The sequence below is a fragment of the Leptospira sp. GIMC2001 genome (assembly GCF_028462125.1).
Lineage (GTDB): Bacteria > Spirochaetota > Leptospiria > Leptospirales > Leptospiraceae.
Genome location: NZ_CP115468.1, coordinates 1142103 through 1157456, shown reverse-complemented (window position 1 = coordinate 1157456; position 15354 = coordinate 1142103). Strand labels below are relative to the sequence as shown.

The following is a 15354-nucleotide window of genomic DNA, read 5'->3' as shown; positions in this document are numbered from 1 at the left end:
GTTTATTATTTTAAACCTATTCACAGGTTCAAGGAGATTACCATGCATTTTATCCAAGTCACATTGATTCTAAGTTTATTCGTTTTTAGTTGCGCTGGCACAGACAATAAATCTGAGTCCAATTCCAATTTACCTGCGAACGTTGCAATCGTACAAGGAGAGGCTCCCATTTATCAGGGAGATGCGGCACTTGCCAAGAACAACGCACTAAAAGATGCGAAATTGAATGCAGTCCGCAAAATCATTGGAGAACAGATCACTCAGAAAACAGGAGTATCGGATGGCCAGTCTTTGGGTTCCAAATTGTACGGCAAGACTGATGCTTTTGTTAAGAATTTCGAAATTCTTGGTCAGGAACAATTTTCTATCAATACTCAACCAATGCTACGCTTGACTGTAAGGTGTGAAGTTGAACCAACCAAAATTTCTACAGCGGTTGATCAACTATTGGACGATGTCGGCAATCCAAGAATGGTGATCCTAGTCGGTGGAACGATTGGTGGCAAGACTCTTAAGATGGGCGACTCAAGAAACCAAGCAGAAGCTGAACTCGCTGAAGCGCTAAGAACGAAAGGTAATAAAATTGTATCCTCAGCTCAGATCTCTGCTCTCATGAAAAAAAATTCCTCTTTGCAAAACATGACTTTAGATGACTTGGATACTGGCTCGCCATTGATTCAAATCGCACAAGAAGCTGGTGCTGAAGTTTTGGTAATGGGATATCTTTCTTCCAAAGACCAAGGTAAAGTGAAATTGCCAGACGGAAAAGTTATGGAGATCATGAGTTCTGCTGCAACAGGTCCGTACAAAATGGTACAACTCTGGGGCGATGGCAAAATCTTTGGATCAGGATCCGCTGAAGGTCGAGGAGCAGATCTTACCATGGAAGTTGCTCGTGAGAAAGCTATCCAAGACTGGGCGAAACTTGTCGGAACTAAAGCTGGAAAGCAAATCAAAGACGAATGGTTCAAACTTTCCGAAGAAAATACAGTGATTCTCAAATTTGCAGGATTGCCTGCTGAAGATGCGATTGCATTTCGTGATGACCTCATTGAATTCACAGCAGTGAAGAGTATCAACGAAAGAAAGTCTGATGTAAGTGGTTCAGAATGGGAATTAACCTATCCTGGCAAAGAATCCATGTTTAGCGAAGAATTGAGTTACAAAAAAGACCGCGGATTTCGCTATCTAGGACAACACAAGATGTCTATTGTAACATCTAAACGAGGAGAAGTTGTGATCAGCTTCTCTGGCAAATAACTGTAAAATAAAAATTCTCACACCGATTTGAAATCATATTGAATCGGTGTGCTTCCCTTAATATGTTCTGGAAAGAAATCCTCAGCTTTCTTGCTATCGCTATCACAGTCTATGCATTCTATCCATATATCCGCTCCATCCATCAAGGTGACGTTAAGCCACATGTCTTCTCTTGGGTTATCTGGGGGATTACAACTCTTATAGCTTTTTTTGCGAGCTTTGCCGATCGTGGGGGTGTAGGTTCCATTCCAATTGGAGTATCCAGCTGCATAACAATATACGTTGCAGCGCTCGCCTATACGAAAAAATCCGATCTCGAAATCACAAAGGTAGATTGGATCTTTTTTATTTCTGCGATATCGTCCATACCGATTTGGGTTTTTACAAGCAATCCTCTCGGGGCGATTGTAATTCTAACTTTTGTTGATCTTCTTGGATTCGGACCAACGGTTCGCAAAGCTTATGATCACCCGAGAGATGAAAATATTGGATTTTTTAGCTTATTTATGTTGAGAAATCTTATCTCAATAGGAGCTTTGGAAAATTACAGTTTAACAACAATTATGTTTCCAGCTTCAATTGCACTTTCTTGTTTCGGATTGATTGTACTTATTTTAATTCGTAGAAAATTTACTTTGAATAATCATTTGAATGCATATAAAAATTTAGAGTGATTCTGGATAGTTTGGTTTAATAAGAATGAATAGGATTTCTCGAAAGAAATTATCACTAAAGAAACAAATCTTTGTAAGCTTTTTCAATATCAGGTGATTTCATAAAATAAGATCCAACAAGAAATCCATCAACTTTACCTTGAAGGTTCTCCCAATCTGAACGATTGTGAATACCTGACTCACCAATACGAATTTTTTCTTTGGGTATAAGATCTGATAGTTCTTCAATCAATTTTGGATAAATTTTAAAATGATCCAGATCTCGGGTATTGATTCCTATCACATCTGCTCCAATTCGAAGAGCAGTCTCAACCTCTTCACGATTGTGAGTTTCGACGAGTACGCCCATACCAAGTGACATACTGTAATCGTAAAGTTCTTGCAATTGGGCTTCTGTCAAAATGCGTACAATCAAAAGAATTGCCGAAGCAGAGTAAGCTCGAGCTTCTAAGATCTGGCTTTTGTCAATGATGAAGTCTTTCCGAATTACCGGAAGATTTACAGCATTTGCGACGTCCTGCAGGTCTTGCAGTGACCCGCCAAAATACAAATTGTCCGTTAAAACTGAAATTGCACGAGCACCAGATTTTTCATAAATCTTCGCAATAGATACAGGATCATAATCCTCTCGAATGATTCCAGCCGAAGGACTCATTTTCTTGCATTCTGCAATAATCGCAGGGAATCCGCCTGTCCTAAGACTTTTTGAAAAATCGGAAATGGGTTTTGGGGCTAGTGGCAAATCTGAGATAGATATTCTCTGTATCTCAGATTTTTTCGTTTCTACAATCTTATGAAGTATAGGATTCGTTGTGGGTGAACCTATTTAGAAAGAAGAAATTGCTTCTTCTTCAGTTTCGGAAATATCAAATAAAGATGTCAGCTCGATTACATCAAATATTCTCTTAACAGCTGGCTTAATATTACAGATCTTTAAAGCCCCATCTTTGGAGTTGAGCTTACGAAGAGTGGAAATGCACGCTCTAAAACCAGAGGAAGACATGTAATCAACATCTTTCATGTTCAAAAGGACTTTGGTATGTCCACCATTGTCAATTAGATCCGCCAAGCCCTCTTCCACCTCGTTTGCAACCGAGACATCAAGCCTGCCTTCAAGGTAGACTACGAGAATTCCATTTGTTGTATTATGTTTCAGCAATTTATTAGGACCTTTAAGCTTATTTAGTTACATTTAAAAAAGATAGAATTCTGTAGTCAACAAGAGTTTTTGGAAATTTGCATGGAAACAGAAATTAAAAAATCGTTCGTTCTCGGTGGGGGAATCTCGGGACTTGCAGCACTCAATCTGCTGTCTCAAAAAGGATTTTCGGCAAGTCTAGTTGATCGATCCGCTGAAAACGCAGTCCTTGATACGGAAGAATTGGCAAGTAAGCTTCTAAAGCCCGAAGATGTGGACAAAATTGTAAAAAGCCCAGGAGTTTCCCCATCACATCCCTGGCTTGTCCTTGCAAGAGAGAGAGGAATTTCTATCATCTCAGAAATTGATTTGGCGAAATCATTTTATAAAAATCGAATATTAGGAATTACAGGCACCGATGGTAAATCTACAACAACAGCCCTCACAGCACATCTTCTAAAAACAAATTATCCGACTGTTGTACCTGGAGGAAATATTGGTAAAGCCTTCAGTGAAATATGCTTGAGCGATCATGAAATGGTAGTTTTGGAATTATCCAGCTATCAATTAGAAGACTCCCAATCCCTAAATCTAGAATCTTCTGCGATTCTAAATATTGCGCCTGATCATCTTGAAAGACATGGAAATTTGGAAAACTACATTCGAGCAAAGGTAAAAATTGTTGATCAGAATAATCCCGATCATCATTTAATAACGAAAAACGATACTTGGTTGCAGATATCTCCCTACTTAGAAAACTGCAAATGCAAAATATGGAAATTTGGTTTCGATCCAGATTCCGATGCTTTCATTTATTTAGAGAAAAAAATCATACGAACCCGAAATTATGAGTATTCTTTTCATGAATTTAGCTTAGAAGGAACTCATAATTATGAAAACTTAGCTGCAGCGATCCTGCTCGCCGAATCCATGTCAGCAGATCCAGAATCAATTGCTGATCAGATCAAAACTTTTCAAGGACTCAATCACCGATTTGAAAAAGTTCTAAAAGCCAATCAATGGAATTTTATCAACGATTCTAAATCAACAAACTTGCATAGTTTGCTTGCTTGGTTAGAAAATTATGATTTAAAAAATGGGAATTTGCATCTCTTATTAGGAGGTAGACCAAAAGGTGAGTCAATGGAACATCTTGTTTCCATTTTACAAAAAATCCCTGGACATTTTTATATTTATGGTGAAGCAAGAACCCAATGGAAAAAAGATTTTCAAATTCTCGGAAATAGAGTGAGCTATCCCGAAACAATGACAGAAGCATTAATACAAATCCGCAGTCTATGGACAAGAGATCCCGAATCGATGAACCAAGTGATTTTGAGTCCAGCATGTGCAAGCTTTGATCAATTCAAAAATTTTGAAGAAAGAGGTAACCATTTCAAATCACTGATAACTGCACTTTTTAGTGGCGTTGAGTAAAAGTAGGTTCGAGCATAATAAACTACAGATTAGATGAATTATATGTTTAAAAATTCAGAAATTTAGAAAAATATTTTTTGAATCCTACAAGCAAAGCTATGAATTTTTATGATCGATTCCAAATTGAAACTTATCGATAAGAATTCCGAGTCCGATTCCTATCCATGTTAAAATTGCAGAAACAAATATGATCAGAATAGAAACATATACTCGATCCATTACAAAAATCAATAATTCATAAGAACTTTGGTCTGGATTATTGATCAAAGGCAAACTCATAAACCCAATCATTCCACCTAAGAGCAAACTAATGACTTGAAAGCTAAGCAATGGATTTCCTAATTTTCTAAATACAATTGAATAGATTAAAGCAACAATCATTCCAATCAATATGCTAAAAAGAATTAAATACCAAATGGGAGCCTGCATAGGTAAGGAGCAGCCAACCACAAGTCCAGTGTTCGCACCTGTTATGATCGTCCAATCCAATTCATCGGATCTAGATTTGCCTTGGAAACAACCAACTATCCATGCAAAAAATGCAGAAGACAAGCTCATAATAAAGATCACACTCAAGGATCGGATATTTTCCATCCAACCAATCTCATAATTGTTATTATTATCAGCAAGACCCATCTGCAAAAAAACCAATGGAAGATAGCCATAAGAAAATAGAAAAATGGATGCGCTAGACAATTTGCTTACATTAAATGGAGAATCTATTTCTGCCTTGAGTCGCTGACTTTTATCTTCTGATGAATTTATTGAAATTGTTAGATTTGTCACAAAAGACTTGTATAAAAAAACAATTCCAACAACTAACATACTTCCTAGAGAAAAGAAGATTCTTGCAGTTCCAAATGAATCTATATCAACTAGTTTATCAAAAAATAAAGGCTGAGTTACAATGGAGATCAATATTAGAAATACAATTTGCACGGATAAATTTCGATCTGACAAAAATATTGTAGCAAAGACAAAAAATATTGTAAAGTTAATATTAGCATAAGCGAAAATAGGAAATAAATTTAAGTCTAGAATCTTATCATCGATAAGAATTGCCTTTATCATATGCAAGAAAATATTCATAATATAAAGCATGATCCAATTTCTTGGATAAGTGTTCGAGCGATTGATAAACTCAAGCCAATAAGTGTAAAAAACTACAGAACCAATCAATCCAAGAAGAATGTATAAACTTGATATTGGATCCATATTTAGAATCCTCCTTTGCCAAGGGCAGTTGAAGACAACCAATAAGGTGGATCACCTTGCCGATCCAAGCTCTGACTGTTGTGATAGAAACCACGAAGTGATTGAGAACCGACTATCATAAATCGGTTTAAATATTTAGGCTTAACCAGAATGGTTCTGTTAAAAAATAAAATTACAGTTTCATCCGAATAATCTTTTACAATCGATTCGAGAAAAGGATAAACCTTGGAGAATGGCTCATAAATATCGATCGAATTTGCAGCTCTTAGGATTATTAGTTTATTGGTTATTTTCGGAATGCTTCGATTCTCCAACACCCAACCTTTAGGAGATGCAAACCAATTCTTAAGAGGAGTTACACCATCACCCGATATGATTCGGATATTATCATATGCTAATAGATTGTCTCTTGCCGTTTGTTCCGTTTTTGTAAAAAAGAAATTGACTTCTTCTGGTAATTCGAGTAACACCATATTCATATTTGGAAACAATCGAGCAAGGCTTATTGATGTAATGGCAGGTTGAGTCAAGTTTCCTAAAGCAGGTCCAATATCTATAAATACAATATCTTCTCCGGTTCGGTGCTTAGGTTGGATTTTTAAAAGCTTTTTCAATTGAGTCATCTCAGGCGATGTTGATTGTTTCTTACCGAGAAGCATCGATAAAAATATATCATGGTCTTCTAGCCGATCTGAATAAGTTCTTGCACGAATTTCTTGAGTCTGCCCACCTATTCGATACTTCCCAGTAAACGAACGGAGAAGCGTCAATTCTGGTTCAGTCAATATATCTTGCGATGGTATTGAATAGGTATTTTTTGTCTCAAACGTTTCAGGTTCTAGGCTTTCCAGATTCAAAACTTCTTGAGAACCATTTAGTAGATTCGAATAGTTCACAAGATTTGCTATAGTTGAATATGGTCGAATTTTAGAATATGGTGTAATTTTAGAATAGCTATCGTAGTACAATTTTGCAGTTTCAGTCGCTTGCTTAATTCCATAACCCATTGCTAGGTTGTAGAGATTCTTAGAATCGTAATCCGACTTGTCTAGACCCAGTATCTTCAAATCAGTATCCAACTTAAGCCCGTTTAAAATCACCTGATTCCATAATCTCTGCTTTATATATGTTGCACCAAGATTCACTCGAGTAGCAAGCATCAAATCGGAGTTTGCTTGACCATTGTCTTGTAGTATTCCAATCAGTTTTAGAAAGCGAGATTCGGCTTCCTTCGCTCGATTGAGTTCTAGATTCAGAGTTCCAAGATTGTATAGCGCCTGTGCATAGATAAAGTAAGAATTTTGTATTTCACTATTTTGACTAATCTGTGAAGAATTGAGTGCATCTTCCAACTCGATGATTGCAAGTGCAGATTGTCCATTTTCCCTATACAATTGAGCCAACTGGAATTGGTTGCTGATATAATATGGATGATTTTTCTGTCCAAGTCTAGTATAGATTTCTTGAGCATTCAATAAATCAAGTCTTGCAGCCGTTGGGTTCTTTTCGATTAGAGAATACAGGCTTGAGATTCTTAGAAAATTTGCATATTCTAATGTATAGGTCTTCGCCGACGATAAGTAAAAACTTCTTGCAAGGTCTAATAATCCAACTACTTGGTAGCGGTTATTCTTTTTTAAACAAATTTCCGCATATTCACTGGAGATATTAGCTAATTGAAAGTGGAACTGTTTTGATCCTTTTTTACCTAAATTCTCAAGAAAATACTTCGCATCATATGATTCTTCTTTTCCAGCAAATCGAACCTTTATATAATACGACCATGGATTCCAAAAGAATGGTTCTCTTTTTGCTAGATCTTCCCAATCTGAAAGGGATTGAGATTTTGCATTTTCAATTTTTTGAAGCATTTTGAAATATAGAATCAAACTATCTGCGGACGGATTGTATCTTTCAAAAACAAGATCACCTGGTTCAATCGAAGTGATTGCGTTTTTGGTTTTTAGATTCGAAGATGTTAAGTTGTATAAACCAAATAAAGAATCGAGAATTGATTCATAGAGATTGTCTTCAGCAAGAAAAACTGTTTTGCCTTTTAGAATCAAATCATCCGCCCGGTCGTAAAGAATGGGTGTGATAAAAAGTTTACCGTCTACTAAATTGAGCTTTGCTGAGTACAAATAGTCAACATTCAAGCTCCTTGCAAAAATACGCATGGATGCTAAAGGCTTAGTAATTTCTTCTGCAATCGGATGAGATTTCGAATTGATGTAAACCAAAGATGGACTTGTCATCATCCAGGATGACCATATATCCTGAATTCCAATTGCGAATGCATCTAAAGGAATCGCTTGAATATCGATCGGGTAGATAGCTACTGTAATTGGTCTTTCTTTAAAAGAAAAATCGTTATCTAAAGAATCAGAAATTTCTTTCCTAGAAAAACTAGACTCATTAGAATTATAATTGATAAAACCAATTCGCTGAAAGGATTGATTGAAAGGATTCCCAAAAGCTAAGGGGAGAATGAAGATAAGAATCCCTAGAGCAAGGATTGTTATGAGAAAGATTTTTTTGCGAGTTTCCAACGCTTCCAGCTTCCTGGAAGCGTTTTAGGCATCAAGAATTTTTAAAGCTTACCTTTTGAGACCTAGAACTTCTTGAATCATCTGGTCAGATGTTACAATGGTTCTGGAATTGGCTTGAAAGCCTCTCTGGGTAACGATCATATCAGTGAATTGATCGGATAGATCCACATTCGACATTTCTAAAAGACCTGCATTGATTTTGCCTTTTCCTGCAAGTCCCGCTTCACCAATATTCGCTTCACCAGAGTTTAGAGAATAGCTGAACATTGTGTCCCCAACTTTATTCAAACCCGCTGGGTTAGTAAAAGTTGCCATTGCGATTGTCGCAAGAGGTTGACGCACGCCATTTGAGAATACTCCAGTCACAGTTCCAGTGTCGTCAATGGAGAAAGCTTCCATATAACCCATTGGATATCCATCTTGGTTCACAGCTTTCGTTGTAAAATCACTTGAGTACTGAGTTACTCCGTTCACAAGACCTGCATCACCAAAATTCATTGTAAAAGATTGAGGAGTTGGATTGCCATCAATTCTCATTGTTACTTGAGCATTCAACTTGCCTGCAGCCATACTATCGACTCCGTCAGAAACGGATACAATTCGTCCGTCTGGACTAAAGCCAAGCTCAAGTTCCACATTGCCAGGAATCTGAGTATTCTCGCCGCCAGTTCCCTTCACATCAATGGACAGTTGGCTTGAGTCAGAAACATTGAATTTTGCTTTCCAAGTATTTTCTCTAACTTTCCAAAGAGTTACTTCTAATTGACGTGTATTTCCTTGGTCATCATAAACTTTAATAGAAGTTAAATGACCTCTTCTCTTATTTGGATCAGGATCATTGATATACTTTTGAATTTCTTCATCCGTTGCATCCGGAGGAACTGCAAGTGCTGCTGCATTCAAGTTGGATTGAAAATCCACATTGGTTGTAGCTTTAGCAGGCTCTTTAGAATATAGAGGAATAACTATATCTTCAACAGAGGATGCTGTGTTAATGAATTTGTTTCCATCTTCATCACGTCTTGCATTCCAACCTTGTACTTTTACACCAGTTGCTGGGTTGACATAGTATCCGTTCTTGTCAACGTTGAAGGCGCCCGCTCTTGTATAGAATTCTTTATCACCGTTCTTAACGACAAAGAACCCTTCACCAGATATTGCAACATCCGTATTCTTGCCGGTTGTTTGTAGTGAACCCTGTGTCATGATTTTATCAATAGCTGCGATCAGCGATCCCAAACCTACTTGTTTAGGATTGATTCCACCAATATTATCTTTTGGCTCAGATGCGCCAGATAACTCTTGAGAGATCATATCTTGAAAGGTTACCCTTTCGGTCTTAAAACCATGTGTGTTAACATTGGAAATATTATTTCCAATCACATCCATGCGCACTTGATGGTTTTTCAATCCGGAAACTCCGGAATACAGTGACCTCATCATAATTTATACCCTCTTACTCTTAACATAAAAATCGTCATATTTACAAAAAACTTAATCTTGATAGGGAATATTTTTCCCAGCTAACGGTCGATAACCTGGTATACTTTCATCTCCTACATTACCTGCAGGAAAATTTTTATTTGTATTGGAATTTATAGAATTGCGGAGAAATTCTTCCGTTGTGCTATCTTGCTTTTTAGGATTCATTGGATTCAATTCTTGTTCGGACAAATTGTCCTGTGCAATAGAATTGGCTGGGCTAGATAGAGCTTCGCTCGATGATTGATTAGCAGGATTAGGATTCTGCATCTGATTAGATGGATTAACTGGAGCAGCTTGATTCGAAGGAATAACATTCGGTTCTTGATTGGATGGAATTCCTTGAGGCGCTTGCTTCTGTCCTCCATTCTCCATAAGAGTTGGATCACTAATAAGGTTTATTTTTTCTATATCAACTGTTCTTCCATTGACTCGAGCGTACGTTTTGCCCTCGCCATCAAAGAAAATTGCCGCAGCAATTCCTACAACATCATCACCTGTAACTAAGTCTGGGCCAGAAATCAATTTCCCAACAACGCTGTATGCTTGCTTAGCTTCCATTCGTGAAATTCCGGAAGAAATATTTTTCATCTGTTCGAGCGATGAAAATTGAGCCATCTGTGCAATAAAATCTTGGTCTTTCATTGGAGATGTAGGATCCTGAGAAGACAATTGGGTAATCAATAATTTCAGAAAATCATCCTTACCTAGTTGCTTGGCACTTTCACGGATTTCAATACCTTTGAGTCCAGATTTTTCTTCCTTTTCCAGTTTATTCAAATGGTCTTGAATATTGATATTTCTATCAGAATTTAGATATTGGTTTCTAGCTGATTCAACGTTTGGCATTTTAATATCCTAAGCTACTATATCCAGTAAAGAATTCGGGTCCACATAACGTGCATTTGGTTCATACAATTCAATCTTCTCTTCATTCGACTTACGAATCCATTCTTCTCCAAACTTCATGGCTTCTTTATTGCCACCAAAATCTGCTTGAGAACCCAAATCCACATCAATGCTAAGTGATAGTAAATTCAAACCTTGATTTCTCAATTCTTCTTTGAGACCGCTCATATCAGATTGAAGTGCGGCCTTCACTGCTTCCGAATCCACTAAGATTCTTCCTTCAACTTTATCTTGGTTCACATTGATTTTCAAAATCATTCTTCCCAAATCTTGAGGATTCATTCGAATTTCTGCCTGGCTTTTGCCTTGACTAATGATTTGGATTTTTGCTTTCTCAACCAATCGATTCATATTCTCTTTGATTTCATCTTTAGAGAACCTTTCCGCTAATGGATTCGATTCGTCCGCTTTTTTAGAAAGCATGGTTTTCATAAAATCAGATTTCTGTTGAAAATTAGAATCATCACGGTTACCATCACCTTTACTTGATGTCTGTGAATTTGTTATAGATTCCAAACCATCTTTTAAATTATTTGTGTTGGCTGAAGATTTCTCAGATTGAATGTTTTTTTCTTTTTGGATATCCCATTTGTTCACTTCTTTTGTGAACTCTAATCTCTCCGGACGATCTGCAATGTTCTTGTTATCTTTCTCATTGGTCAAAATGTTTCTTGCTTGCGATGATTTCCCGTCGGAGACATTTTTATCAGAATTTTCAGTTAGGTTCTCATTCTTGATTATAGAATTTGGATTCGATTGCGCATTCTTATCTTGTTTTATTTTTGAAGAATTTGTTTTCTCATCCAAGTCTTGGGACAAAATTTCTTTAGATTGCAAAGCTATAGAATCCTTGGAATCAACATCATTTTTTTCTGATTTGGATTTAGAAGATATCATCTCTTTGCTTCTTTGGATTTTTTCCATTAGATCACTGGATGTTAGAATCTTTTTCTCAAAAGATTTCAATTCGTTTGAGACTTCTTTATTGGTTGCGAGTTTTTCTTCTTGAGAATTTTTTTCCAAATTAGCATTTGATTTTTTTTGCGATTCGGAATCGAGTTTCGAAGTTTCGATTTTTATTTCAGAGTCAGAAGTAGTTTGTTTTTGCGAAGATTCGGACCCAGAATTTTTGATTCCCAATGAATTCAAAATCATCGACATCCAAGAAATGTCGGTATTTCCGCCTTGGACTTCCATTGCGCTCTCTTCATTGATTTCTTTATCAGAAGCACCAATGGTATTTTTTGTAGATTCAGATTTATCCTGAGTTGTAAAAGATTCTGAATCAGAATTTTCATCAACTTTTTCGTTCTCCAAGGAGGCATTCCAGTCTTCGGAATCAACTATCTCATTATTGGAATCACTGGACTTATATCCAGGGTAATCATTTGCAATATCGTTGGATAGAGTGGAATTATCTGCACTCTTGCCTATCGGTTCATAAGAAGAATAATTATTTCCGTACGATGTGTTCGCCGCTTGCCTTGCCTCAAAGGAATATGGATCATCGGATCCAGATGAAAGTGGCTTCCATGCGGTCTCTTGGTTTAATTGAGCCTTGGTTGCGTTCTTCAAGGTATCGAATTGTGAACTCAAAGGATCAAATGACTCTTTTCTATTGCTTGTAAGAATTTGAAGAAATGGAGATTCCTCACGTCGGAGGGGCAAATTCTCGATTTCCGCAGCTGCGGACACTTCGTTTAGGATTTTGTAATTATCCTCTTGATGTTTTGTTGAAATATGTCCCAGATTCATTTTCTCTACCTGTGTAGAAGATCGAAGAATCTGGATAAAACTTTAAACTTTATCTTCTTCCTAATTCGACTTATGTCTCACGGAAGAACAAACCTCATATGTGGAAAACTTTCTGCGACTGTTCAGAATATCAATTGCTGGGATTTTCAAGATTGCTTTACGCCCACTCTGGATCGAAATCCACCAATCGGGTCCTAAAGGTTCGTAGTCTTTTACCGAAATTATCTCACCCGGAAGCGATATCTCCCAGACAACATGATCGGTCAGATTATTGAAACGTGCAAGATCGTCACGACTCATCGCTTCATTTTGGAACTTCTTTAAACTAACAGAGGATATGTTGAAATATTTAAACCAAGCAGAATCCTTGGAAGTATCCAATGTAAAAAGTAGGCAATAGTGGTTTTTTCCATTTTCAAATTTCTCGATCCAAATAAAATCAGATCCATCCATTCCCAAATTTTGGATCTCCGAAAATTTTACATCTAGAGAGGTAATTTGAAAATCCAATTCTTCTCCCTTTCCACCTTTGATAAAATTAGGAGATATTGATTTACGATCGTTGATCTCCTTGCGAAGGAATTGAAGGCTTCCGCTACTGTTCTCTTCAATCTTTAGAAATAAATTTCCAGATGCACATGACATCGAAATAAAAACCATGCAAATGATTGGAATTAATTGATATTGAAAATTTTGAAAATTGCGATCCATAATCATATAATCAAAATGCTATGTGGATATAGACAGTCAATGAAAAGACTATTCAAATTAAGAAGGAATTTTATAAGTAGATATGATTTTTCCAGAATATTATCCCAAGAATACTAAGGACTTCTCAAATGAGTCCGTCTTTCATGCCAGATTCAAAAAAGAAATGGGTCGTGAAGCAATAGTCTATTATTCTGTAAAATTTATAACTCCAGATGTTCCTATGCGAGAAATTGACTTCATAGTCGTAACTCCCAAATTGATTCTTTGCATAGAATTGAAAAATGGAAAATGGAGATATCGAGATTCTACTTGGAAGTTTTACAACCGAAGAAGTAAGAATTGGGAAGAGCAAGAAAATAAACCCTATAAAGGCCCTGTTGATCAGATTCGATCAGGAAGAAAAATTCTTGGAGAATTTCTAAATAATCACAATTCGTTTGAAGATCCTGTTCCCGATGCCTATTTTAAATCTTGTATATTTTTTCTAAAGAATGATCCATCGGACTTTCCAGTTCCTGACAAAGAGAAGGAATTTTTTGTAGGTAAATCCAAATTAAAAAATAAAAACCTTACCATGCGAGAAATTATCAAAGATCTAGAAGATCCCAACCTACCTCCTCTCAGTCAAGAACAGATGAAAAATGTAAACGAGATAATCCAAGTCAACCTAAACTTTGTTGAAGACTTCGACTCACGTCTAAATTCCCAACAAAAGAAATTGATTGCACTTACACATGAACAATTTGAACTCTTGTCTCGGAGAAAAAAATTCTCTCGTACAATTGTTTTGGGAATTCCAGGCAGTGGTAAAACAATTGTAGCCTTAGAACAAGCTCGCCGTCTTGAATTGGAGCGAATCAAAACAGTTTTCATAACCGGCAACACTTACTTAGCCAATAGATTTTCTCGTTTCCGAGATTGGCGATTTGTACATTTTATAAATGAAAACAATTTTGATACACTGACCAAAAAATCCGAATTTTTAATTCTAGATTCCACTGAAGAGTATTTGAATCAAGACTTTATTTCTAAACTTGATTCAATCCTCAAGGGTGGAATGAGTGCAGGCAAATGGCTGTTATTTGGAGATTTTTATAAGTCGATCGATATTTTAAAATATAAAGAAGCCTTAACGCAACTCAAAGGAATTGCTGACCGTGAAGTTGTCTGGAAAGAAAATATTCGCACACCTAGAAAAGTATATGAGCAGGCCTGCATATTAGGACGTAAGGAAGTGATTCCGAGTCTTCTTCCGGATATAACAGGAATTCATTATGTTACGATTGAATCTGAAGAAGAAATCTTTCAAAAGTTGAGTTGGTCTATTCAATACGGACTCCGTGAATTGGATCTAGAACAAGAAGAAATTGTGATACTTTCTCTCAATCCCGATCTTACAAAAAAAATTATTGATTATTATGATTCCACCAAAAACGGACAGCCTCTCGTGATTGCTTATAATGGAAATCACCATATCAATAGAAGTCATTCTGGAAATAGTTCCGTGAGAATTGCCGACTTGCATGAATTTCATGGTCGCGAAGCAAGATTTGTCATTCTGATTGGCATTAGTGATTTCAATGACCCAGCGTATTTTGAATCTTACTATGATGCTTTAACTAGAACAACATCCGTATGTTCCATCATATTTCCCGAAAAACTTCGTGAACAACTTGTAACACTATTTAAGAAAAAAAATAATTAATAAAAAAAGCGGAAAGTCTCTACCTATAAGCCGGATTCTGTCGTGGGCGACCATTTATCTAGCTTGGAAATGAATTTCCAAGACATGCTCCCTACCCTAAGGCCTCGCGAAACCTGCTACAAACGGCCGTTTACTTGGGATTGCACTACAGTGGGTTTACCATGCCCTCTTTCTTACGATCGAAGCGGTGAGCTCTTACCTCGCCATTTCACCCTTACCCAGCACCATTTAGCTCGTTAACGGGGATACCGCTTGCGAGCGTAAAATGGTGCTTGAGCGGTATATTTTCTGTGGCACTTTCCTTCCTTGAGGGTCAATCAAAACCAGGTAAACCCAGAAGTGATTTTCCAACAAAGAACCAGGCATTACCTGGACTGATGGTTTCCTTGTGTCCGGACTTTCCTCCCGTTGCAATTCCAAGCCTTAAGACTTGCGTCCTATGGCAAATGGAGTATCCAACGAGCGGTCGCCCAGCAGAGACTTTCCAATACCATTGGACGAATTGGCACGATTTCTGCA

General features: G+C 37.0%; 12 protein-coding genes and 1 other RNA gene. 4 read left to right on the top strand and 9 right to left on the bottom strand.

Annotated elements, in window-relative coordinates; translation table 11 throughout:
• Positions 1–18 precede the first annotated feature (18 nt).
• Positions 19–1260: a lipoprotein LipL46 gene (locus O4O04_RS06640; protein ID WP_442915950.1), complete on the top strand. Its 1242-nt coding sequence runs from the start codon at positions 19–21 to the stop codon at positions 1258–1260.
• A 62-nt stretch (positions 1261–1322) separates the two neighbouring features.
• Entirely contained in the window at positions 1323–1934 is a 612-nt protein-coding gene (locus O4O04_RS06635; RefSeq protein WP_272534984.1) for a hypothetical protein, read from the top strand.
• A gap of 55 nt (positions 1935–1989) precedes the next feature.
• Here O4O04_RS06635 and trpC read toward each other — a convergent pair whose 3' ends face one another.
• Together trpC and O4O04_RS06625 are read right to left on the bottom strand one after the other, a co-directional pair.
• The gene (trpC, locus tag O4O04_RS06630; protein WP_272536033.1) at positions 1990–2760 is read right to left on the bottom strand and encodes an indole-3-glycerol phosphate synthase TrpC; all 771 of its coding nucleotides are present in this window, start codon (positions 2758–2760) and stop codon (positions 1990–1992) included.
• Positions 2761–3093 (bottom strand): STAS domain-containing protein, encoded by a 333-nt coding sequence (locus O4O04_RS06625; protein WP_272534982.1) that lies wholly within the window; start codon positions 3091–3093, stop codon positions 2761–2763. It lies immediately after the preceding gene.
• 81 nt (positions 3094–3174) lie between these two features.
• Between O4O04_RS06625 and murD the strand changes: the two genes are divergently transcribed.
• Entirely contained in the window at positions 3175–4509 is a 1335-nt protein-coding gene (gene murD / locus O4O04_RS06620; protein WP_272534980.1) for a UDP-N-acetylmuramoyl-L-alanine--D-glutamate ligase, read from the top strand.
• Positions 4510–4605: 96 nt separating this feature from the next.
• Here the strand turns inward: murD and O4O04_RS06615 are convergent, their stop codons facing one another.
• From O4O04_RS06615 to O4O04_RS06590, 6 genes are read right to left on the bottom strand one after another with little or no spacing between them, the layout of a single operon-like run.
• Entirely contained in the window at positions 4606–5724 is a 1119-nt protein-coding gene (locus tag O4O04_RS06615) for a hypothetical protein (RefSeq protein ID WP_272534978.1), read from the bottom strand.
• 2 nt (positions 5725–5726) lie between these two features.
• Positions 5727–8273: a tetratricopeptide repeat protein gene (locus O4O04_RS06610; RefSeq protein WP_272534977.1), complete on the bottom strand. Its 2547-nt coding sequence runs from the start codon at positions 8271–8273 to the stop codon at positions 5727–5729.
• A gap of 48 nt (positions 8274–8321) precedes the next feature.
• Positions 8322–9716 (bottom strand): flagellar hook protein FlgE, encoded by a 1395-nt coding sequence (gene flgE / locus O4O04_RS06605; protein ID WP_272534975.1) that lies wholly within the window; start codon positions 9714–9716, stop codon positions 8322–8324.
• 51 nt (positions 9717–9767) lie between these two features.
• Positions 9768–10604, bottom strand: a complete 837-nt coding sequence (locus O4O04_RS20405; protein WP_336297495.1) for a flagellar hook capping FlgD N-terminal domain-containing protein — start codon at positions 10602–10604, stop codon at positions 9768–9770.
• A 9-nt stretch (positions 10605–10613) separates the two neighbouring features.
• Positions 10614–12419, bottom strand: a complete 1806-nt coding sequence (locus O4O04_RS06595; RefSeq protein ID WP_272534974.1) for a flagellar hook-length control protein FliK — start codon at positions 12417–12419, stop codon at positions 10614–10616.
• Positions 12420–12479: 60 nt separating this feature from the next.
• The gene (locus O4O04_RS06590) at positions 12480–13130 is read right to left on the bottom strand and encodes a hypothetical protein (protein WP_272534973.1); all 651 of its coding nucleotides are present in this window, start codon (positions 13128–13130) and stop codon (positions 12480–12482) included.
• An 82-nt stretch (positions 13131–13212) separates the two neighbouring features.
• Here O4O04_RS06590 and O4O04_RS06585 point away from each other — a divergent pair, with 82 nt between their 5' ends.
• On the top strand, positions 13213–14835 hold the full coding sequence (locus tag O4O04_RS06585; RefSeq protein WP_272534972.1) for a nuclease-related domain-containing DEAD/DEAH box helicase: 1623 nt from the start codon (positions 13213–13215) through the stop codon (positions 14833–14835).
• A gap of 10 nt (positions 14836–14845) precedes the next feature.
• Here O4O04_RS06585 and rnpB read toward each other — a convergent pair.
• Positions 14846–15317, bottom strand: an RNA gene (rnpB, locus tag O4O04_RS06580) — RNase P RNA component class A.
• Positions 15318–15354 lie beyond the last annotated feature (37 nt).

Excerpts from the sequence above, each read along its gene's own strand:
- O4O04_RS06595 (WP_272534974.1), bottom strand. The coding sequence starts at position 12,419 with ATGAATCTGGGACATATTTCAACAAAACATCAAGAGGATAATTACAAA.
- O4O04_RS06635 (WP_272534984.1), top strand. The coding sequence starts at position 1,323 with ATGTTCTGGAAAGAAATCCTCAGCTTTCTTGCTATCGCTATCACAGTC.
- flgE (WP_272534975.1), bottom strand. The coding sequence starts at position 9,716 with ATGATGAGGTCACTGTATTCCGGAGTTTCCGGATTGAAAAACCATCAA.
- O4O04_RS06615 (WP_272534978.1), bottom strand. The coding sequence starts at position 5,724 with ATGGATCCAATATCAAGTTTATACATTCTTCTTGGATTGATTGGTTCT.
- murD (WP_272534980.1), top strand. The coding sequence starts at position 3,175 with ATGGAAACAGAAATTAAAAAATCGTTCGTTCTCGGTGGGGGAATCTCG.
- O4O04_RS06585 (WP_272534972.1), top strand. The coding sequence starts at position 13,213 with ATGATTTTTCCAGAATATTATCCCAAGAATACTAAGGACTTCTCAAAT.
- O4O04_RS06590 (WP_272534973.1), bottom strand. The coding sequence starts at position 13,130 with ATGGATCGCAATTTTCAAAATTTTCAATATCAATTAATTCCAATCATT.
- O4O04_RS20405 (WP_336297495.1), bottom strand. The coding sequence starts at position 10,604 with ATGCCAAACGTTGAATCAGCTAGAAACCAATATCTAAATTCTGATAGA.